The 20,631-nt window shown below is 64.0% G+C and carries 19 protein-coding genes; 7 read left to right on the top strand and 12 right to left on the bottom strand.

Annotation, left to right across the window (positions count from 1 at the left end; translation table 11 throughout):
• The first annotated feature begins 1 nt into the window (after position 1).
• Together rlmN and FEZ63_RS13915 are read left to right on the top strand one after the other, a co-directional pair.
• The gene (rlmN, locus tag FEZ63_RS13910; protein ID WP_150945441.1) at positions 2-1,327 is read left to right on the top strand and encodes a dual-specificity RNA methyltransferase RlmN; all 1,326 of its coding nucleotides are present in this window, start codon (positions 2-4) and stop codon (positions 1,325-1,327) included.
• Between the two features lie 44 nt (positions 1,328-1,371).
• Positions 1,372-1,869, top strand: a complete 498-nt coding sequence (locus FEZ63_RS13915) for a hypothetical protein (protein WP_150945443.1) — start codon at positions 1,372-1,374, stop codon at positions 1,867-1,869.
• Here the strand turns inward: FEZ63_RS13915 and FEZ63_RS13920 are convergent.
• Complete coding sequence (locus tag FEZ63_RS13920; RefSeq protein ID WP_150945445.1) at positions 1,841-2,482, bottom strand: LysE family translocator; 642 nt, start codon at positions 2,480-2,482, stop codon at positions 1,841-1,843. The two genes, FEZ63_RS13915 and FEZ63_RS13920, sit on opposite strands and share 29 nt — an antisense overlap.
• Before the next feature lie 143 nt (positions 2,483-2,625).
• Between FEZ63_RS13920 and FEZ63_RS13925 the strand changes: the two genes are divergently transcribed.
• The 4 genes from FEZ63_RS13925 to FEZ63_RS13940 are packed head-to-tail and all read left to right on the top strand — an operon-like array spanning position 2,626 to position 5,336.
• Positions 2,626-3,228 carry a LemA family protein gene (locus FEZ63_RS13925; RefSeq protein ID WP_420846280.1) on the top strand — a complete coding sequence of 201 codons (603 nt, stop codon included), beginning with the start codon at positions 2,626-2,628 and terminating at the stop codon, positions 3,226-3,228.
• A 19-nt stretch (positions 3,229-3,247) separates the two neighbouring features.
• Positions 3,248-4,045, top strand: coding sequence for a TPM domain-containing protein (locus tag FEZ63_RS13930; RefSeq protein ID WP_150945613.1), 798 nt, complete (start codon positions 3,248-3,250; stop codon positions 4,043-4,045).
• Positions 4,046-4,047: 2 nt separating this feature from the next.
• Positions 4,048-4,656, top strand: a complete 609-nt coding sequence (locus FEZ63_RS13935; RefSeq protein ID WP_150945449.1) for a TPM domain-containing protein — start codon at positions 4,048-4,050, stop codon at positions 4,654-4,656.
• Positions 4,657-4,706: 50 nt separating this feature from the next.
• Complete coding sequence (locus FEZ63_RS13940; RefSeq protein ID WP_150945451.1) at positions 4,707-5,336, top strand: LysE family translocator; 630 nt, start codon at positions 4,707-4,709, stop codon at positions 5,334-5,336.
• Positions 5,337-5,339: 3 nt separating this feature from the next.
• Here FEZ63_RS13940 and FEZ63_RS13945 read toward each other — a convergent pair whose 3' ends face one another.
• The 11 genes from FEZ63_RS13945 to FEZ63_RS13995 form a co-directional block, all read right to left on the bottom strand.
• The gene (locus FEZ63_RS13945) at positions 5,340-6,074 is read right to left on the bottom strand and encodes a DUF1223 domain-containing protein (protein WP_150945453.1); all 735 of its coding nucleotides are present in this window, start codon (positions 6,072-6,074) and stop codon (positions 5,340-5,342) included.
• Positions 6,075-6,118: 44 nt separating this feature from the next.
• A complete protein-coding gene (locus FEZ63_RS13950) occupies positions 6,119-7,078 on the bottom strand; it encodes a lipid A biosynthesis lauroyl acyltransferase (RefSeq protein ID WP_275552347.1) in 960 nt (319 codons plus the stop codon).
• 69 nt (positions 7,079-7,147) lie between these two features.
• Positions 7,148-8,170, bottom strand: a complete 1,023-nt coding sequence (locus FEZ63_RS13955; protein WP_150945455.1) for a zinc-binding dehydrogenase — start codon at positions 8,168-8,170, stop codon at positions 7,148-7,150.
• 281 nt (positions 8,171-8,451) lie between these two features.
• Positions 8,452-10,005 carry an acetolactate synthase large subunit gene (locus FEZ63_RS13960; protein WP_150945617.1) on the bottom strand — a complete coding sequence of 518 codons (1,554 nt, stop codon included), beginning with the start codon at positions 10,003-10,005 and terminating at the stop codon, positions 8,452-8,454.
• Between the two features lie 28 nt (positions 10,006-10,033).
• A complete protein-coding gene (locus tag FEZ63_RS13965; RefSeq protein ID WP_150945456.1) occupies positions 10,034-11,116 on the bottom strand; it encodes an ABC transporter ATP-binding protein in 1,083 nt (360 codons plus the stop codon).
• The gene (locus tag FEZ63_RS13970) at positions 11,113-12,093 is read right to left on the bottom strand and encodes an ABC transporter ATP-binding protein (RefSeq protein ID WP_150945458.1); all 981 of its coding nucleotides are present in this window, start codon (positions 12,091-12,093) and stop codon (positions 11,113-11,115) included. The genes FEZ63_RS13965 and FEZ63_RS13970 overlap by 4 nt, the downstream gene beginning before the upstream one ends.
• Positions 12,094-12,103: 10 nt before the next feature.
• Entirely contained in the window at positions 12,104-13,540 is a 1,437-nt protein-coding gene (locus tag FEZ63_RS13975; protein ID WP_150945460.1) for an amidohydrolase family protein, read from the bottom strand.
• 22 nt (positions 13,541-13,562) lie between these two features.
• Positions 13,563-15,149 (bottom strand): ABC transporter substrate-binding protein, encoded by a 1,587-nt coding sequence (locus FEZ63_RS13980; protein WP_201274173.1) that lies wholly within the window; start codon positions 15,147-15,149, stop codon positions 13,563-13,565.
• A gap of 34 nt (positions 15,150-15,183) precedes the next feature.
• Positions 15,184-16,065, bottom strand: coding sequence for an ABC transporter permease (locus tag FEZ63_RS13985; RefSeq protein WP_150945464.1), 882 nt, complete (start codon positions 16,063-16,065; stop codon positions 15,184-15,186).
• 14 nt (positions 16,066-16,079) lie between these two features.
• Positions 16,080-17,021 (bottom strand): ABC transporter permease, encoded by a 942-nt coding sequence (locus FEZ63_RS13990; RefSeq protein WP_150945466.1) that lies wholly within the window; start codon positions 17,019-17,021, stop codon positions 16,080-16,082.
• A 9-nt stretch (positions 17,022-17,030) separates the two neighbouring features.
• On the bottom strand, positions 17,031-18,677 hold the full coding sequence (locus FEZ63_RS13995) for an amidohydrolase (protein WP_150945468.1): 1,647 nt from the start codon (positions 18,675-18,677) through the stop codon (positions 17,031-17,033).
• 508 nt (positions 18,678-19,185) lie between these two features.
• On the opposite strand from FEZ63_RS13995, the gene FEZ63_RS14000 reads away from it, so the two are divergent.
• Positions 19,186-20,628: an FAD-binding oxidoreductase gene (locus tag FEZ63_RS14000; RefSeq protein ID WP_150945470.1), complete on the top strand. Its 1,443-nt coding sequence runs from the start codon at positions 19,186-19,188 to the stop codon at positions 20,626-20,628.
• Positions 20,629-20,631: the final 3 nt, after the last annotated feature.

The following is a 20,631-nucleotide window of genomic DNA, read 5'->3' on the forward strand; positions in this document are numbered from 1 at the left end:
CATGGCGACGGCGCTCGACATCGCCAAACATAACTCCAATGCGGCTTCCTTGGCCGTGAGCGATGCCGCTCGCGCCGCCGGCCTCGATCCTCTCGCGATCGAGAAGAAGGCCGAGCTGAGCGTTGCTCCCGGCACCGCTCTTGGCGGCACATCCCTGCTCGGTCTGACGCGCGATCAGCTGAAGGAGAGGCTTGGGCTGATCGGCGTTCCCGAGCGCGAGCAGAAGATGCGAGCGGCCCAGCTCTGGCACTGGATCTACCTGCGCGGCGCGCGCGACTTTTCCGAGATGACCAACGTGGGCAAGGGCCTGCGCGCGGCGCTGACCGAGGCCTACACGCTCGATCGGCCGCAAGTCATGTCCGAGCAGGTGTCGAAGGACGGCACCCGCAAATGGCTGATTCGCATGGCGCCGACGGGCCCGCACGATAAGGGTGCGGAGATCGAGTGCGTCTACATTCCCGAGACCGATCGCGGCACGCTCTGCGTCTCAAGTCAGGTCGGTTGCACGCTGACATGCTCGTTCTGCCACACCGGCACGCAGCGTCTGGTGCGCAACCTGACCTCCGCCGAGATCGTCGCGCAGCTCGTCGTGGCGCGCGACCGTATCGGCGACTGGCCCGACCAGACCCCGCCCGATGACGGCTTCCTGCCCCGGGAGGCGCCCCGCTTCATCACCAATATCGTGTTCATGGGCATGGGCGAACCGCTCTACAACACGTCGGGCGTCATCGATTCGATCGAAGTCATCGCCGACAACGAGGGCCTTGGCCTGTCGCGCCGACGCATCACCGTCTCCACCTCCGGCGTCGTGCCGCAGATTGAGCGGCTCGGGGCCGAGGCCAACACCATGCTGGCGATCTCGCTGCATGCGGTGCGCGACGAACTGCGCAACGAACTGGTGCCGATCAACCGTAAATACCCGATCCAGACGCTGCTGGACGCCTGCCGGGCCTATCCGGGCCTGTCGAATGCGCGCCGCATCACCTTCGAATATGTGATGCTGAAGGGCGTCAACGATTCGGATGCGGATGCGCGCGAACTGGTGCGCCTGCTCAAGGGCATCCCGGCCAAGATCAACCTGATCCCGTTCAATCCGTGGCCCGGCTCGAAATACGAGTGCTCCGACTGGGACCGCATCGAGCGCTTCTCCGACATCGTCTACCGCGCCGGCTACGCCTCCCCGGTCCGCACCCCCCGCGGCCGCGATATCCTCGCCGCCTGCGGCCAGCTCAAGAGCGAGACCGAAAAGCTGCGTGCCCGCGCAAGGCTGATGCTGGAGCAGGGCATCGGCGCGGAAGGCGTGTATGCGCTGGGGGACAGGGAGTAGGGACCGAATGGCGGACACGGAAGCTCCCGTGGTATAGCCAGCACATGATCCGCTACATCCTCCTCATCCCGTTCGCGCTGCTCATCGCCATTGGCGCGAGCTCCTTGTTTTTGTTGATCGCCTCCGTCGTCGACCCCGTCATGGCGGTGCTGACCGGCGATACGCTGCTGGTGGGGTTCTGGGCCTTTGTCGACGAGGTCTTCTCGGCGGAGGATCCGGGCCCGATCGTGGTCGCGGCCTTCGAGGCGGTCGGCCGGATCGTCTTTACCCTGCTGGTGTTCCCCCCGCTGCTGGTCGCAGTTCTGAGCGAGGTGATCCGCGCCCGGAGCGGGCTGTGGTACGCGGGAGCGACAGGTGTGCTGACCGCCGCGATCCCGTGGATCCTTCGCGGATCGGCCCGGGTGGGGTCACCGGGCGAATTGCACGTCAGCTTCGTTCTGGGCCTCACCGGCGCGGTGGCGGGCCTCGTCTATTGGGCGATCGCCGGCCGGGATTCAGGCCGCAGCCCCGCTGCTACCGCGCCGACGTCGCCAGGATCCTGATGGCGAAGGCTGAAAACAGGCCCGCAAAGGTGTAGTCGATGGCGCGCATGACCCTCGGGCGATTGCGCAGCAGCGAGATCACCTTGTCCGCGAAAACGATCATGACCGCCGCCATCGGCGCCGTCAGCACGATGAAATAAACGCCCAGAAACACCAGCTTCTCGGCCGCATAAGGGTCGCCCGCCTGCACGAATTGCGGCAGGAAGGTCACGAAGAAGAGCACGATTTTCGGGTTCGTCAGGTTGATGCCGACACCGACGAAAAACGTCTTCCAGAACGGCAGCTCGGCCTTTTTCTCATCCCGGACGCTCAAGGCCGAGCCGTTGCGAACGGCATCGAAGGCGAGCCAGAGCAGATAGAGCGCACCGACGATCTTCAGGATCATGAAGGCCGTTACCGAGGCCGCAAGCAGCGCTGACAGGCCGAGAGCGGCGAGGAGCGTGTGGACGCAGCAGCCCGTCATGGCGCCGAGCATCGAGGCGATCCCGGCCTTGCGCCCACCCGCCATGGTCTTGGCCAGGAACAGGCTCATATCGGGCCCCGGCGTGATGAAAAGCACCAGGCAGGCGAGCGAGTAGGTCACCAGAGTGCTGAGATCGGGCAGGAACGTCATCGGATACCTTCAAGGGACGATTTGCCGATCATGCCCCAGCCGAGGCAGGCGAACCAGTCAAAAGCGACTTGTTGAACGGCCCCTCTTGCCCCATTTGTGGTGCGTCTTGAGGCCGCAAACGATTCGAAAGTCGAAATCCCATGATGGCGATGGCTCTGCCGAACCCGCTCCGCGTGGCCTTGATGGGCTTGATCCTGGGCTTCGGCCTTTCCGCTTGCGGGATCAACAACGTGCCGACCCTCGAAGAACAGGCGAAATCGGCCTGGAGCGAGGTGCAGAACCAGTACCAGCGCCGTGCCGACCTCATTCCCAATCTCGTGGAGACGGTGAAGGGCTTCGCCCAGCAGGAGCGCGAGGTGCTGACGCAGGTCGTCGAGGCGCGCGCCAAGGCGACCCAGGTGCGGGTCGATGCTTCCACCATCACCGATCCGGAGAAATTCCGGCAGTTCCAAGAGGCGCAGAACCAGCTCTCGGGCGCGTTGAGCCGGCTTCTGGTCACCGTCGAGCGCTATCCGGAGCTGAAATCGAACGCCAATTTCCTTGCCTTGCAATCCCAGCTCGAAGGCACCGAGAACCGCATCGCGGTGGCGCGGCGCGATTACATCGAGACGGTGCGGGCCTACAACACCGAGCTTCGAACCATCCCCGGCCGTTGGATCGCCGCCGTCATGTATCCCGACGCCAAGCCGATGGAGACGTTTACGGCGACCGCCGGGTCGGAGCAGCCGCCCGCGGTGAAGTTCTAGCGTGCTCCATCGCCTCCGGATGAACGTTTCGTCGCATCGCCTCTGCCCGTGGGGGACGCTTTGCGCCGCGCTCGTCGTTTGTTTGGGGCTCATCCCCGCGCCAGCCTTTGCCCAGACATTCCCGCCGCTGAGCGATCGCGTGGTCGATGCCGCCAACATCCTCGCCCCGGAGGATCGGGCCGCCATCGCGGCAAAACTCAAGGCTCATGAAGACAAGACCACCGATCAGGTGGTGGTCGCCACCGTCCCGTCGCTCGAAGGCTACGGGATCGAGGATTACGCCAACCGCCTGTTCCGCCACTGGAAGCTCGGTCAGGCGAAGACGAATAACGGCGCGCTTCTGCTTGTCGCCCCGAGCGAGCGCAAGGTGCGCATCGAGGTGGGCTATGGCCTCGAAGGAGCGCTGACGGACGCCCTGTCGCGGGTGATCATCGCCACTGCCATCGCGCCCCAGTTCCAGAAAGGCGATTATGCGGCCGGCATCAATGCGGGCGTCGACGGCATGCTGTCGATCCTCACCGGCGACGCCGAGGAATGGCAACGGCGCGCGGAGGTGCGGAGCGACGACAAGTCGGTGCCGATCTCGCTGCTGCACTTCGTCATCATGGTGGTGGTGATCGTCCTGATCGCGCGCTCCATGCGCAATGGTGCCGGCATCCACCGGCACCGCAGGCGGGACGGCCGCTGGATCACCACCGGGTCGATCCTCGGCGGCGGGAGCAGCTGGAGCCGAGGAAGCGGCGGCTTCGGCGGCGGCGGCGGCTTTTCCGGCGGGGGCGGTTCGTCGGGCGGCGGCGGCGCATCGGGGAGTTGGTAGCCGTGATTTCAGCCGAAGAGCAGGACAGGCTCGCCCTGGCGATCCGCGAAATCGAGGGCGCTACCGATGGCGAGATCGTTCTTGTGGTCGCCTCGCAAGCGGACGATTATCGGCTGTTTCCAGTGCTCTGGGCGTTGGTCGCCAGTTTGTTCGTGCCCTGGCCGTTGATCTGGCTGACCCAACTGGGACCGGCCGCCATCTTCCTGATCCAAGCCGCGACGGCGCTTGCCCTCGCGCTGCTTTTCTCCCTTCCGGGCATGCGGTGGACACTGATTCCCGAGCCGGTGAAACGGGCGCGCGCCCATGCGGCGGCGATGCACGAGTTCATGGCGCACGGCCTCACGCGGACGCGGCATCGTTCAGGCGTGCTGATCTATGTGGCCCGCGCCGAGCGCTATGCCGAAATTCTCGTCGATACGGGCATTGCCGACCGGGTCGGCGAAGACGCCTGGAAAGAGATCGTGGCGGCGCTGATCGAGAACATCCGAACCGGCAAGCCGGCCGCCGGATTGCTCAAAGCGATCCAGGATGTGGGCGCGATCCTGGAGATTCACGCGCCGGCGCGGTTCGACGACGTTGACGAACTGCCCAACAAAGTGATCGTGATCTAGACTTCCCGCTTTTGCCGCTTTGCGGCACCTTTCTTGAAAAGGACCTGGCCATGTCCAGCACCAGCAGCTTGCTCTTGTTTCTCGCGGCGGCTTTCGTGATCGCGATCACACCGGGACCGGGCATCTTCTACGTTGCGGCGCGCTCATTGGCGGGTGGCCGGGATGAAGGCCTTGCCTCGAGCTTCGGCACCGGCCTTGGAGGTCTTGTGCATGTCTTTGCCGGCGCGTTCGGCGTTTCCGCCTTGGTCATGGCCAGCGCCGATGCCTTCGCGGTCCTCAAATGGGCGGGCGTCGTCTACCTGATCTGGCTCGGTGTGAAGACGTTCCGCGAGGCACGCATTGAAGTTCCGGCTGGCATTCGGGCGACCGGATCGGGCCGCGCTTTCCGCGAAGGGATCCTCGTCGAGGCCCTGAACCCGAAAACAGCCGCCTTCTTCCTGGCGTTCATCCCACAATTCGTCGACGCGTCGCACGGCAGCGTGGCATTCCAGTTCGTCACCCTCGGTCTCATCTCCATTGTGCTCAACACGAGCGCCGACGTGGTGGTGGCGTTCATGGCATCGCGAGCGCGGGATAGTCTTGCCGAGAGGCCGGGGCTGATCCGCCGCCTGCGGGAAACCTCGGGAATCGTGATTTGCGGCCTCGGCGCTTCGCTCGCACTGGCGCGTCGCACAGGGTGAGCGTCAGAGATTCTTGCTCTTGGCGGCGCCGAGAATCGCGCTGGGAGCATTCTCCTCCACCGTCTGCAGCAGAACCACGTAGCCGTCGCCCTTGCCGCGGGCAGCCTCTAGCGGAAGCTGATATCGCGCTGCGCCACCGCGCCATTCGCCGATCCGGTTCATGCCCCTCACCACATTGGCGTAAGTCACGGTGCGGCCACGATTCTCGCCGCGTCCGATCTGCACGGTCTGGCTGCGAGAGACCGGCAGCACCCAGATTTCGGCCACGCGCGTAATGGTCTGCGGCGTATCCTTGACGGCGATGGTGACGGTGCCGTTCGCCTCGGAAATGTCCATGTCCACCGGGAGCAGCCCACCATTGGTGGTCGCCTTGATGGACGCCTCGACACGGGCGCGGTCCGAGCCGATGCACGGCTTCGTGCCGTTGACGATGATCTGCGGCGTGTAGACCTGCCGGTCGCTGCGCGATTGCGCATAGGCCTTCTGGCGCGCCGTGAAGGTGGCATGGGCCAGCGTATCCTTCCAGCCGAGGTAATCCCAGTAATCGACCGGGAACGACAGGGCGACAATCCCAGGCTGGCGCGCCAGATCGGCCAACACCGCATCCGCCGGCGGGCACGAAGAGCAGCCCTGGCTGGTGAAGAGCTCCAGAACGGCGCGCGGCGGCTCGGCTAAAGCGGGTCGCGAGAAGAGGGCGAGGCCGAGGGCGGCCACGGACAATGTTAGGCGTGAGACCATGATGGCGCCATGGAACACGAAATCACCCTTGAGGGAAACTCACTTTAGCTTGAGGCGGCACCTGACGCGCCGGAAGCGGGCTTCGTCGCTGGCGCGCGCCAGCGGCGGTGCATCCAGAGCCATTGGCTTGGGTTTTCGCGAACCCAGCCCTCGACCACCCGCGTCATCACCTGCATGGCGCCCTGGACGTTGATCTGCCCATCCGCGTCACGTGGAAGGTCGAGCGCGGGCGTCAGTTGCAGGCGGAAACGATAGTTGGAGAGGCGAATCACCCGCACTCCGTGGACCGGGCAGTCGAAACGGCGGGCGAATTTACCAAGGATCGGATTGACCAGTGCCGGCCGCCCCATGAAGTCGACGATGACCCCGCGGGTAAAATGCTGGTCGATGAGCATGCCGAGATGGCCGCCCTTTTCCAGCGCCCCCTGCATGGCAAAGGCCGCGCCCTGCCGCGCCGCCTCGAGGCCTCCCATGGTGCCGGAACGGATCTCGTGGAGCACGCGGGCGATGGCTGGATCGTTGGGGGCGCGAAACACCGCCGTCGCGTCGAGTCCGAAGCGAGCGGCGCAAATGGCCGGCAGCTCCCAGTTGCCGAGATGGGCCGAGAAGATGATGCCGGGTCGGCCGTCGTCCCGGAGCGCGAGAAAATGCTCGATGCCGTCGACTTCCGTCCGGCCGACCGTCTCGCTGTCGGGATCGTAGTCGAACAACGTCCCCAGATGCGGGTACTCGCCGCCCGTCCGCCCGAGGTTGTCCCAGGCGCCGCGGGCGATCGCCCTGACCTCGGCGTCGGATTTTTCCGGATAGGCCGCGCGGATGTTGGCCAAGGCGGTCTTGTGGGCCGGCAGCAGCGGGCCGACGCGCTTGGCAATGGCGGCCCCAAGCCCTCCGGATTTCTCCGGCCCCAAGGCCCGCGCAAAGGCAAAAACGCCGCGCACGACCCCGACCATGACGATTTCAGTCAACCGGGAAAGGATACCGCGACGCTTTTTTTGATGAACCACGAGTTTATCCTGGCTTTCTGGCGTGGGTCGTTCGGTCCGAGCGTCCTTTCGTCGATCCCGGGGCCATGATCAGAACTTCACCACGACCTTGCCGAAGGCCTTTCGGCTTTCCAGTCGCTCCAGACCTTTCTGAAAATCAGCCAGCGGAAAGACCGAATCGATCACGGGGGCCATGCCGCCCGCGATCTTGTCGAGGGATTGGCTGATATTCTCGATGCGGCAGCCGAAGGAGCCGAAGATCCGGTATTGCTGCTGGAACAATTGCATCAGGTTCATGGTGGTGGAGACGCCCGAGGTGGAGCCGCAGGTCACGAGACGACCGCCGCGCTTGAGGCACAGCAGCGAACCGTTCCACGTCTCCGCGCCCACATGCTCGAACACCACGTCGACGCCCTTCCGCTTGGTGAGGCGGCGGACCTCGCCCTCGAACCGCTCGGTACGGTAATTGATCACGAAATCGGCTCCGAGCGCCTTGGCCTTGGCGCCCTTCTCGTCGTCGCCGACCGTCGTATAGACGGTGCAGCCGATCGCCTTTGCCATCTTGATGGCGGCCGTGCCGATGCCCGATCCGCCCGCATGGACGAGGATCGATTCACCCGGTTCCAGCTTGGCGTTGTCGAACAGCATGTGCTGCACGGTGCCGAACCCGATCGGCGCGCAGGCTGCCTGCTCGAACGACACGCCCTCCGGCACCGGGATCACCAGCCGCTCCGGGCGGTTGAGGTATTCGCGGGCGAAGCCGTCGATATGGAAGCCCATGATGCCGGCGACGTTCTCGCAGAGGTTGTCGCGTCCCTCGAGGCAGGCCTTGCAATGGCCGCAGGTCTCGGCCCCGTACATCGTAACCGGATCGCCGATCTTGAACCGGGTCACGCCCTCACCCAAAGCGGCGATTTCGCCCGAGGCCTCGACGCCGACCGCCTGCGGCATCTTGCGCTTGGCGAACGCCATGCCGCGAAAGCCCCAGACATCGAGGTAGTTGAGCGCCAGCGCCCGTACCTTCACCTGCACTTCACCCGCGGCGGGAGGCGGAGGGGCATCCATCTCGGTGAGGCGAAGATCGCGGTCGCCGAAGAGCTGAAGGGCACGCATGAGAGAATCCACGATGAGCGCCATGCCGGGATCTGGTCCGGAGCCCCTGCCCCGGCAGCGTGCCGGGAGCGCGGGTGGCCGGGGTCGAACCCGGCCATGACGGAGAAAAGCTGATTGCGGCGACTTAATGGGCTGGCCGGAGAATGACAAGCTCCGGCCGCCCTCGCCACTTTTCCGGCGAGACATCAGAGGGCGCGGTACCCCCGCCGGGGATGCTGCGTCCGGCGAGGCCGTCTTAGGGGCTAGGCGGCGGCTTGAAGGTGGTCCGGCCGTCGAATCGCTCAGATGACCGCCTCGATCAGGAACGGACCCCGGCGTGCCAGCGCGCCTTCGAAGAGCTTGACGAACTCTTCCACCGTCGTCGCGCGCCCGCCTTCGACCCCCAGGCCCTTGGCAAGGCTGACCCAGTCGAGCGCCGGATCGTCGATGTTGAGCATCCGCTGGGCATTGCGGCCGAACTCGTTGACACCAACGTTGCGCATTTCGCCGTGCAGGATCGCGTAGGTCCGGTTGGCGAACACGATGGTGACGACATCGAGATTCTCGCGCGCCTGCGTCCACAACCCCTGCACCGTATACATGCCGCTGCCGTCGGCCTGGAGGCCGATGACCTTCCGGTCGGGGCACGCCACCGCCGCGCCGGCGGCAAGCGGGGTGCCGATGCCGATCGCGCCACCGGTCAGCGCGAGGTAATCGTGCTGCGGGGCGGTCTCCGAAAGTTCGAAGAACCGGCGCGCCGAGGTCAGCGATTCGTCGCAGATGATCGCATTCTCGGGCATCATTCTGGCGACCGCGATCGAAATGGCGTCCTCGGTCAATGTCCCGGTCGGCAAGATTTCGTCCTTGGCGGACAATTTCGGCCTGTACGTCGATCCTCCGGCCTTTGTGCCAATTTCGTCCGAAAGCCAGGCGAGCGCCTGTTTCAGATCCTGGCCCGCGCGCGCCAGCTCGATGATGTCGCAATCCTCGCGCACGAGCAGCCCGGGCTTGCCCGGATAAGCGAAGAAGGCAACCGGCACCTTGGAGCCCACGAGCACGAGCACGTCGATGTCGCGCAGGGTCGCGAGCGCCTGATCGACCGGATAAGGAACCCGCGTCACCGGGACTCGGCCGGCACCGCGTTCGATGCGTCCGTTGGAGGTCTGGGCCAGCAGCCGGATTCCGTGCGATTCGGCAATGCGCCCGGCAATCGCCAGAGCGTCGGCCCGCAACGCGCGGCCCGTCAGGAGAAGCCCGACGCGCCGTCCGGACCTTATCGCGTCGCCCGCGGCGCGCACCGTCCCGGCCACGATCGGATCCGGTGCCGGCAACTCCGCGCGAGTCACCGGCGAAGCGGAAATCTCGCCCCATGCGGCGTTGGCGGGAAGGATCAGCGTCGCAACGCCCGGCATGGACATGGCGGCCCGATAGGCCGCGGCCGTATCCGGCCCGACGCTCTCGGAATTGTCGATTCTCTTCACCCATTGCGACATGGGCCGCGCAAGGCTCTCGATATCGCTCGTCAGCGGCGCATCGTGTTCCAGGTGATAGGTCGCATGGTCGCCCACCACGTTGATCATCGGCGTGCGCGCGCGCCGGGCGTTGTGGAGGTTGGCAAGACCGTTCGCAAGACCTGGACCGAGATGCAGCAAGGTCGCCGCCGGCTTGTCGGCCATGCGTGCGTAGCCGTCCGCCGCCGCCGTCACCACGCCCTCGAACAAGCCGAGCACGCACCGCATGCGGGGCTTGCGATCAAGCGCCGCGACGAAATGCATCTCGGACGTGCCAGGGTTGGCGAAGCATACGTCGACGTCGTTAGCCAGCAACTCGTCGCAGAGGCGATCTGCACCGTTCATCATGTTCTCGTTTCGTCGTCGGGAAGGATCATTGGATCGCGGACGCGACCGCATCGCGCTTGCGCGCATAAAGGTCAAGTCTCGCCTGAAGGCGCGGCCTGATGCCGTAGCCATCGCGGAAGCGGGTGAAGTCCGGCACGGTTTCGGCAAAGTGGCAGGCTGCGAGATGACCGGCGCCGATTTCGCGAAGGGCCGGAATTTCCGCGCTGCACCGGGGCTGCGCCAACGGGCAACGGGTATGGAAGCGGCAGCCGCTCGGTGGGTTCAACGGGCTTGGAATATCGCCTCCCAGCGTGCGTCCGGCGCTCCGTCGGGTCGGATCGGGCTCGGGCGCGGCGGCCAGAAGCGCCTGGGTGTAGGGATGGCGCGGATTGGCGTAGAGGGTTGCCTTGTCGGCCGTCTCGACGACCTGGCCCAGATACATCACCGCGACCCGGTCGGATACGTGCTTCACGACCGCCAGGCCGTGGGAAATGAACAGGTAGGTCAGCCCGAATTCCTGCTGCAGATCCTTCAAGAGGTTGATGATCTGCGCCTGGATCGACACATCGAGAGCCGAGACCGGCTCGTCGCAGACGATGAGACGCGGCGATACCGAAAGCGCGCGCGCAATGCCGATGCGCTGACGTTGACCGCCGGAGAACTCGTGCGGATAGCGCGAGGCGTGGTAGGGCGCGAGATCGACGAGCCGAAGCAGCTCGCGGACCCGGTCGCGGCGGGAAGCGTTGTCGCCCACATTGTGCACCACCATCGGTTCCGCGATGATCTCTTCCACCGTCATGCGCGGATTCAGGCTCGCGTAAGGATCCTGGAAAATGATCTGCATCTCGCGGCGCAACCGACGCAACTCGGCGCGGGGCGCGTGGGTGATGTCCTGCCCGTCATAGTGGATCGTCCCTTCCGAGGGCTCAATCAGCCGCATGGCCAGACGTGCCGTCGTCGATTTCCCGCAGCCGCTTTCTCCCACGACCGAAAGCGTCTCGCCGGGCATCAGGCGGAAGCTGACGCCGTCGACGGCACGGACTGTTCCGATCTGCTTCTGGATGATCAAGCCCTTGCGGACCGGATAGAGCTTCTTGATGCCCTTGAGCTCCAACAGCGGCTTGGTCATGCGTGCTCCTCCAGCGGGGCGTTCCAGCACGCGACGGCGTGCGAGCTGGAGATTTCGACAAGCGCAGGCTGGCTGGCGCGGCATTCATCATCGGCGAAGGGGCAGCGTGGGTTGAACCGGCAGCCGACAGGCAACCGAAACGGCGGCGGCACGACGCCCGAGATCGCGACCAGGCGCTCGACATCGTCTTCCATGCGCGGCATCGAACCGATGAGGCCGATCGTATAAGGATGCTGCGGATCGTCGAAGATGGCGCCGACAGGCGCGCGCTCGACGATCTTGCCCGCATACATGACCGCGACGTCGTCGGCGACCTGCGCCACCACGCCGAGATCATGCGTGATGAGGATGATCGCCATGCCGGTCTCGGCCTGCAACTCGCGCAGGAGATCGAGAATTTGCGCCTGAATCGTCACATCGAGAGCCGTCGTCGGCTCGTCGGCGATCAGAAGATCCGGCTCGCAGACCAGCGCCATGGCGATCATCACGCGCTGGCGCATGCCGCCGGACAGTTGATGGGGGAACTCGTCGAAGCGGCGCTCGGGAGACGGTATCTGCACCCTCCGGAGGGCTTCGATCGCCTCCTTGCGCAACTCGCGCTCCGAGCCTTTGCGGTGGGCGCGTATCGCCTCGATGATCTGAAACCCGACTGTATGAACGGGGTTCAGGCTCGTCATCGGCTCCTGGAAGATCATCGAGATGCGATTGCCGCGCATGTCGCGGATTTCGGCGGGCGAATATTTGAGAACGTCGGAGCCCTGGAAGACGATCTCGCCGGTGGCGATCCGGCCCGGCGGCGGCACCAATCCCATGATGGAGAGCGACAGCATGCTCTTGCCGCTCCCGCTCTCGCCGACGATGCCAAGCGTCTTGCCTCGCTCAACCGTCAGCGAAATGCCGTCCACCGCCTTGATGGGCCCATTGCGGGTCTTGAAGGCGGTGGTGAGGCCGCGAATATCGAGAATCGGTGCGGACATGCTGTATCCGTCAAACAACGGGGAAGGTCAGCGGCGAGTATTCGGTGACCGCACGACCGCGCCAGTCGCGGGAGGGCGCTGCCGCCTCGGTCCGCTTCTGCGCCTCATGCAATCTTCTCGCGGCGGCGGGATAGTCGAATGCCACCACCTGTCCGTCTTCGACGACGCGGCGCCCGTCGATGAAGACGGTGTGGACCGCGCGCTCCGCCGCAGCGTAGATCAGGCTGCGGACCGGATCGCGGCCAGGCTGCATCATCGGATGCTTGACGTCGACCATCACCATGTCGGCCTTGCAGCCTGCGGCGAGACGTCCGATATCGTCCCGCAACAAGGCGCGGGCGCCGCCGATGGTCGCGGCGTTGAAGATGTCCGTGGTGGTCAGGGTGCGCGGATTTTCCGCCATCAGCCGCGCCACGTAGGCGACCGAGCGCATCTCCTCAAGCATGTTGTGCGGATAGGTATCGGTGCCGATCCCCATTTTGACGCCGGCGCGCAGATAGCGGCCAAAGTCCTTGAGCGCGATGCCGCGGCGCATGAAGACCGTCGGGCAATGGGCGACGGTGGTACCGGTTTCGGCGAGCAGCGCGAGATCGCTTCGGCTATGCCACGCATTCCGCGGGTAATCGTCGAGAAAAATCCCGTGGCCGACGATGCTGGTATCACCCAGCACCCCGAGCTTCTCGAGCCACTGGATCGGCGTGACCCCGTGCCGGCGCGTGATCTCGTGAAATTCGACCGTCGATTGCGCGGCGTGGATTTGCCACGGCAATCCCCGTCGTTCGGCTTCCGCATGGCTCTGCTGGATCAGTTCCGGCGTGCAGGTGTCGATCTGCGAGGGGCTGACCATGCCGGTGAGCCGCCCGCTCGGATGAGCCTGCGCCTTCTCTATCAGCGAGAGCGCATCGGCCATCGCCTTTTCGCCTGCCTTCGCATCCCACTCATATTCGACCACATAGCCGTTCCGGGTGAGCCACCGAGCCGAGCGGAACATCGGCGCCATGCAGATTCGCAATCCGCTCTCGGCAGCAAGATCGAGCCATGCCGGATGAGCACCCGACATGTCCGTCAACGTGGTGACGCCCGAGAGCATCAGCTCCGAATAGGCGACTCGCACGCAATCCGCGACAGCATCCTCGTCGGGGACGAGGATCGTCATATATTCGTAGAGAGACGAGTTGTAGAGCGCCGGCGACCCCAACTCATCGAGGAACCCCTTGTTGAGGGGCTCGCTCGACGGATGGGAGTGAATATTCACGAGGCCGGGCATGACCATAAAACCACGACCGTCGATCGTCTCGTCGGCGGGGCCGGCATAGCCCCGCCCCGCGAACACGATGGCTCCGTCCCGGAACGCGACATCTCCGTCGGGAATGTAGGTATGCCGGCTCTCGTCAGCATCCCAACCGACAACAAAGGACGCGTTCCGGATAACGGTGGTTTTTGTCATGATGGCCTCGTGAATGATGGATTTAGCGCTTCAGCTTGATGTCGAGGCCCTTGTAGAGCCCGGCACCATAGAGGCCGTGCGGCTTGGCCCCTTCGACACGATCACCCGAGACCAGCCACATGGGTTCCGACACAAGCGGAACCCAAACGTTCGCCTCGGTCAGCTGGCGCTGCACGGCGCCGTTGGCCTGCGTCCGCGTCGCATCATCCGTGGAAGTCGTCGACTTGGCGATCAGCGAATCGGTGCTTTCGTTCTTCCAGTTCATCCGGTTCGGGGTCGGAGCCTGCGTGCTTCTGAAATAGAGGTTCAGAGCCTCGTTGGCCGTCACCGCCGGATAGGACATGAGGAAGGCGTCGAATTCCTGCGTTGCAAGCTTGCCCCAGCCGACAGTCGCATCCCAAAGCTGGATGCTCATGTCGATTCCGACCTTGCGAAGGTCGGCCTGCATCGCTTCGGAGATCCTTGGATTCACCGCATTGCGCAGACCGTAGACGAGGAAGGCCGCCTTCTTGCCGTCCTTCTCACGAATGCCGCCTGCACCGACCTTCCAGCCAGCGTCGTCGAGAAGTTTCGCTGCGGCCGCGGGATCGAATTTCGGCATCAGCTCGGCGGATTTCTTATCGAAATCGAGAACATTCGGGTTCAGCAGCGAATGCAGCGCCGTACCCTTGCCGAAATAAACCGCCTTTGCGATGGCGTCCCGGTTGATCGCCATGTTGGCGGCACGGCGAATAGCCTCGTCGCTGACGACCGGTTTGTCGACCTTGAAGCCCATGAACGCGTCATAGACGTAGTTCTTTTGCTGCTGCACCTGCGTGCCGGGAACGCGCTGCATCGTATCGAGCGCGATGTAGGGCATGTAATAGGTGATGTCGGCTTGCTTCGCCTGCATGGCCGCCATCAGCGTATTCTGCTCGGGGATGACGCGCCACACGATCTGGTCGATCTGCGGCTTGGGATCCTTGTAGATGTCCGGACCCCATGTGTAGTGGGGGTTCTTCTTCAGCACGACTTCCTGGCGCGGCGTCCAGCTTACCCAGCAATAGGGGCCGGTAGCGTTGAAGCCTTGCACGCCGAAATTTTCGCCGAGCTTTTCAACTGTGTTCTTGTCGACGATCGACGCAAAGGAGAGACCCAGCTGGGCCAGCAAATCGCTGTAGGGTTCCTTCAGCTCGTAGACGACCGTGTAATCATCGGTGGCCCGGACGTCCTTGAGCGGACCGGCGCGGTTGGCGACAGGCGAGCGGCTCGCCGGATTGGTCCAGCGCTTGACCGAATAGACCACGTCCTCCGCCTTCATCGGCCGCCCGTCGCAGAATTTCACATCCTTGCGCAACTTGAACGTATAGGTCTTGCCGTCCGGCGAGATCTCCCATGATTCGGCTAGAAGCGGGCGAATCGTCTTCATGTCGAAATCGATGCTCACCAGAGTGTCGGCGAGCATGTAGGCGACTTCGGCGGCGGCGGTTGATGTCGATCTGATCGGATCGTAATTGTCGGCGTCGATGACGCGCAGGATCACGAGCGGGTTCTTCTGCTGCGCGATTGCGGGCACGGCGCCAACGCAAAGGGCTGCTGTTCCGGCGATGAGCGCGGTCCTCAATGACATGTGCATGACTCTCTGTTTTCCCTCTTTGAGTTGATTATTTGTGGAGCTTCGGATCGAGCGCGTCGCGCAACGCGTCCCCAAGGACGTTGAACGCGAGAACGACGATGAAGATGAGCAGGCTCGGCAGGACCGACACATGCGGCGCGAAGAACAGGAAGTCGCGGCCTTCCGAGGCCATCGCGCCGAGTTCGGCCGTGGGTGGCTGCGCGCCAAGCCCGATGAACGACAAGGCCGCCCCGAGCAGAATCACCTGGCCGAAGCGCAGAGTGACGAAAACGAAGATCGACGACAGCGAGTTCGGCAAGAGATGCTTCAGGATCAGCCGTGCGTCGCTCATTCCGAGCGAGCGGGCGCTTTCCACATAATCCTGCTGCAACACCACGATCGCGGCACCACGCACGACCCGCGCCATCAGCGGAACGCTCGCGATCGAGAGAGCGATGATCACGGATGTGAGCCCGGGGCCGAAAATGGCAGCGATCGCAAGGCCGAAGAGAATCGCCGGAAACGAGAGGAGCACGTCCATCAACCGCATCAGGATCCCGGAGACGCGCGTGTAATAGGCGGCCGCAAACCCGATGACGCCGCCGATGCCGCACCCGAAGATGACCGATGTGAACCCCATGAAGAGGGTCGTCCGCAGGCCGTAGAGCAGCCGCGTGATCATGTCCCTTCCCTGACCGTCGGTCCCGAGAAGATCCGTTGTGTCGGGCGGTTTCAGCATATTGGCGAGGTCGCCGCCATAGGGATCGCCGGGCGCAAGCCAGGGCGCGAAAAGCCCCGCCAGCAACACCGCCACCACGGTCACGAGCGCGAAACAGGCGCTCGGCTCGCGGGCAAGCAGCAGCAGGACGGACGGGCGACGCGCATCGTCCTCCGGGTGAGCGACAGCAACGGCAACATCCGCTTGTGGCATTGTGGCGCTCTTGCTCACGCGTTCCTCACTCTCGGATCAAGCACGGCGTAGAGAACATCGACGGCGAGGTTCACGATGATGAAGCCGAGGGAGAGGACGATGATCGTTCCTTGCGCCATCGGCAGATCGCTCGACAGGATGGCTCCCACCGCGAGGCGACCGATCCCCGGCCAGCTGAAGACGGTCTCGGTGACGACGGCGCCGCCAAGCAGGAACCCGATCTGCAGGCCGATGAGCGTCACAACCGGGACAAGGGCATTGCGCAAGGCGTGACGCGAAACCACCTGGCGCTCGGGAAGACCTTTGGCGCGCGCCGTGCGAACATGATCTGCGCCAAGCACGTCAAGCACCGACGAACGCGTCATGCGCGCGACCGGGCCGACAAAGACGCCGCCGAGTGTCAATGCCGGCAGGACGATCGCCTTGATGCCTTCCCAGGTCCAAAGCGGCCCGCCGCGCCCGGTAAACGGAAAGATCTGGTACTGGAAACCGAGCAACCAGATCAGCACGAGGCCGAGGAAGAAGACCGGAACCGATACGCCCGCAACTGACACCGCCATGATGGCCCGATCGAGGAACGTGCCGCGATAATAGCCCCCGATGGTTCCCATCAGGATGCCGAGCGGGATCGCCCAGATCAGCGAGGCAAGCATCAATTCGAGCGTCGGCCCGATGGTGGCGCCGAGTTCCTGCGTCACCGGCACGTTGTTGATGATGGAAACGCCAAGGTCCCCCTGCACGAGTTTTCCGATATAGATCAGAAATTGTCGCCAGAGAGGCTGATCGAGTCCGAGGTCGCGCCTGATCGCCTCGATGATGTCCATGGTGGCGGTCGGTCCCGCGCGCACGATGGCAGGATCCGTGGGGACGACCTGCATCAGGACGAATCCGAGCAGAAGCACCCCGAACAGGACAGGAATGGCGAGCAGCAAGCGCTCCGCAGTGTGGCGTAGCATCGATCCGGCCTATTCCGCTGCGCGCACGAGCTGGCCTGCTCGGTCGAACACCACCTCACCGCCTAAAATCGTCATGTCGCAGCGCACGTCAGTCTCGAGCGTCTGCGGGTCACAGGCAAAGATGTCTTCCGACAGGATCGCGATATCGGCGAACTGGCCCGGCACGAGCCGGCCCATGCGGTCCTCGGCGAATTGGGTATAGGCGCCGCAGAACGTGTAGGCGTGGACCGCCTCCTTCATGGTGAGACGTTCGCCTTCGCCGAGCACCGTGTGGTTTTTGGACTGGCGCGTCACCATGGTGAAGAGGTTCTTGAACGGATCGGTGTTGCATACCGGCGCGTCGGAACTTGCCGCCGGATGAAGGCCGGCATCGAGCCACTTGCGCATGGGATAGGATGCGTCGGTGCGCTCCTGCCCGACGTTGCGAATGTAGAGGTCGCCGAATTCATAGATGAAGAGCGGTTGCGGCACGGGATCGATCCCCGCGGCGACCATGCGTGCGAGCTGATCGTCGGAGAGAAACCCGCAATGCTCGATGCGATGACGGCGGCCGGTGATCGGGTTTTCCGGGCTGCCGGCTTTCTCAATCCCCGACAGAACCTGCTCGATCGCCGCATCGCCGATAGCGTGGATCGCGAGCTGGTAGCCGAGGGCGTGATAATGCGCGAGGTATCCGTGCATCTCCTCGTCGGTAAAGCAGAAAATGCCCCGATTGTCCGGATCGCCGACGAGATACGGCTCGCTCATCGCGGCCGTCAGGCCGCCCGCACTGCCATCGCCGAAGACTTTCATCGCGCCGTAGCGCAGGATCCCGACCTCGCGGCCGAACCGGTAGCCGGCAGCATGCGCTTCATCGCCGATGCCGTCCGGATTTCCATAGATGCAAACCCAGGTGCGCACCGGAAGCCGGCCGGATTCGGCAGCCTCTTCGTACGCCGCAATCTCATCCATGCCCGCAAGCATGCCGACGCCCGCGTCCATGACGCTGGTGAAGCCTTGCGAGAGCATGAACTGGCCGGCTTTCTCGATCGCGCGGATGAGTTCGGCCTTGGACGGCTTCGGCATCGCATTGACGATGGGACGCATCGCCAGTTCGGCCAGGAGGCCGGTCAGCTTGTTGTCGCGTCTTTCAATCAGACCGCCGTCAGGGCTGGGCGTGTCGTGTCCGATCCCGGCAGCGCGCAAAGCCTGTGAATTGGCGACGCCCACATGGCCGCAGGTGCGCTTGATGTAAACCGGGTTGTCGGGAGCGATCCGATCGAGCTCCTCGATTGTCGGGTGGCGGCGTTCGGCGAGCTCGTTGTGGTCATAACCGCGACCCACGACCCATTCGCCGGGCCCCTTGTTCTTTGCCTCTGCGGCAAGACGCCGGAGAATCTCGTCGATGCTTCGCACGCCTTCTTCGACCCGCAGATTCACCTCGGTCATCGCAATGCCGACCGGCAGAAGGTGCATATGAGCGTCGTTCAATCCCGGAATGGCGACGCGGCCGGCGAGATCGATCATCCGGGTTTGCGGCCCGCGAAGAGCCGCGATATCGGCTTCCTTTCCGGCCGCCAGCACACGACCGTCACTGATGGCCAGCGCCGCCACGAAACCTTCCGCGAGTCCGGAGAAGATGCGCCCTCCGGAAATGATGATGTCGGCGTTAGACATGGTGGCTGTTTCCGTTCCTCTGACGCCCGCGACAGGCTTCATTGTGCTTCGTGGAATTTTGGCCCAGGCCAGTGCGGCCGAATGGTTCAAACAAGCGGGCGCGCTCCGGTGGCGCGTTCCGACCTGAGCGGAGGGGCAATCAGGCGCGCAATCGACCGCTCCGCGATCGGGACGTCGACAATCGGAGTTGCCTCATTGGAGCTTCCCTGTGCTTTTGGTATTGATTATTCCCTTGCGTCAGCTTTGCTCAAGATTTTAAGCGGCGCAATCAACCGGCGGTAGAATTTACGGTCTTTCGCGGGCCTTCGTGCGGACTGCACGCCGATTGGCCTTTTGGCCCAAGGCAAGGGCATATGACTGCCTCATCGACAGGCATCAATGGGCACGGCGCTGACAAAGCCGATCTCGTCTTGTATAGAATTTTAAGCAGAATAGACTTCCGTTACTAACCGCGGGACGCGGGCGGCACCGCCTTCAGGGACCGGCAGTGCCCGTCAAGGACCATCTCATGAGCAACGTGATCGCAGCCCTTGTTACCGCGCTTGGCGCCGACGTCGTGAGGACGGGCGGGAATATTCCGGCGCGAAATCATGCGGATGCCGGCGGGCAAGTTCCTGTGCCGCCAGATGCTCTTCTCCTCCCGCGTAATACCGATGAGGTCTCCACCTGCCTGCGGATCTGTCATTCCTTTGCCTGTCCGGTGGTTCCCCAGGGTGGAATGACGGGCCTCGCGGGCGGTGCACATCCCCGCCACGGTGAAATCGCCCTGTCGCTCGAACGCCTGGTGGGGATCGAGGAGGTCGACGTTGAAAGCGGCACGTTGACGGCACTCGCCGGGACGCCGCTGGCGACGATCCAGGCAGCAGCCGAAAACGCGAACCTCATGTGCGGCATCGATCTCGGAGCGCGCGGAACGTGCACCATCGGCGGGAACGTCGCGACGAATGCCGGCGGCAACCAGGTTCTTCGCTACGGCATGACCCGGCGCAACGTGCTCGGCCTCGAAGTGGTGCTGCCGGATGGACAGGTGTTGCGGTCGCTCAACAAGATGCTGAAGAACAATGCCGGCTACGATTGGACACAGTTATTTATCGGCAGCGAAGGGACCCTCGGGATCATCACGCGGGTGGTCGTCGCCTTGTACCCCCGCCCGCGCGGGATCCAGTCGGCGCTCTGCGGCGTCGCAAGCTTTTCCGACGCCCTGGCGGTTCTGCGCCGGTTCGACGCCCTGATGCCGGGTCGCCTTCTCGTCTTCGAGGCCATGTGGCGGGAGTATATGGAGGTCGCCACCGGCCAATTCGGGCTGGCGCAACCTTTCGAAGACGGCTTCGAATTGACGCTCCTGCTGGAGGCCGCCATGGGCGACGATCCTTCTGGCGAGGAGGCATTCGCCGAAACGCTTGCGTCGTTCATGGAAGACGGCACTCTTCCGACTGCCATCATCGCCCGATCCGAGAATGACCGACGACGGTTCTGGTCCTATCGCGAGGCCAATTACGAGTTCGGGCGGGTGCTGCCGAAAGGCTCGCATTTCGACGTCAGCATTCCGCTCGGCCGTATGTCTGACGCCGTCGCGTTGCTCCGCGAAGGCGTCGCCGCCCAATGGCCGGACGCGATTCCGATCGTGTTTGGTCACATCGCCGACAGCAACATCCATATCGCCGTCTACAAGCCCGGCTTCGACGACATGATCGGGCAGGCGATCAACGAGGTCGTGTATGGCATCGTGGCAGAGGTCGGCGGCAGCGTCTCGGCCGAGCACGGAATCGGTGTCCTCAAGCGGCCCTACCTGCCGCTCAGTCGTTCGCCGTCGGAACTCGCCTTCATGCGCTCGATCAAGCAGGCGGTCGACCCCCTGAACATTCTCAATCGAGGGCGCATCCTGCCCGAGAGTGATCGAAGCAATGTGACGTCGATCTTGAGCGCACCGGCACCCGCAATCATTGGATAATCA

Source organism: Microvirga brassicacearum (assembly GCF_008757455.1).
GTDB lineage: Bacteria > Pseudomonadota > Alphaproteobacteria > Rhizobiales > Beijerinckiaceae > Microvirga > Microvirga brassicacearum.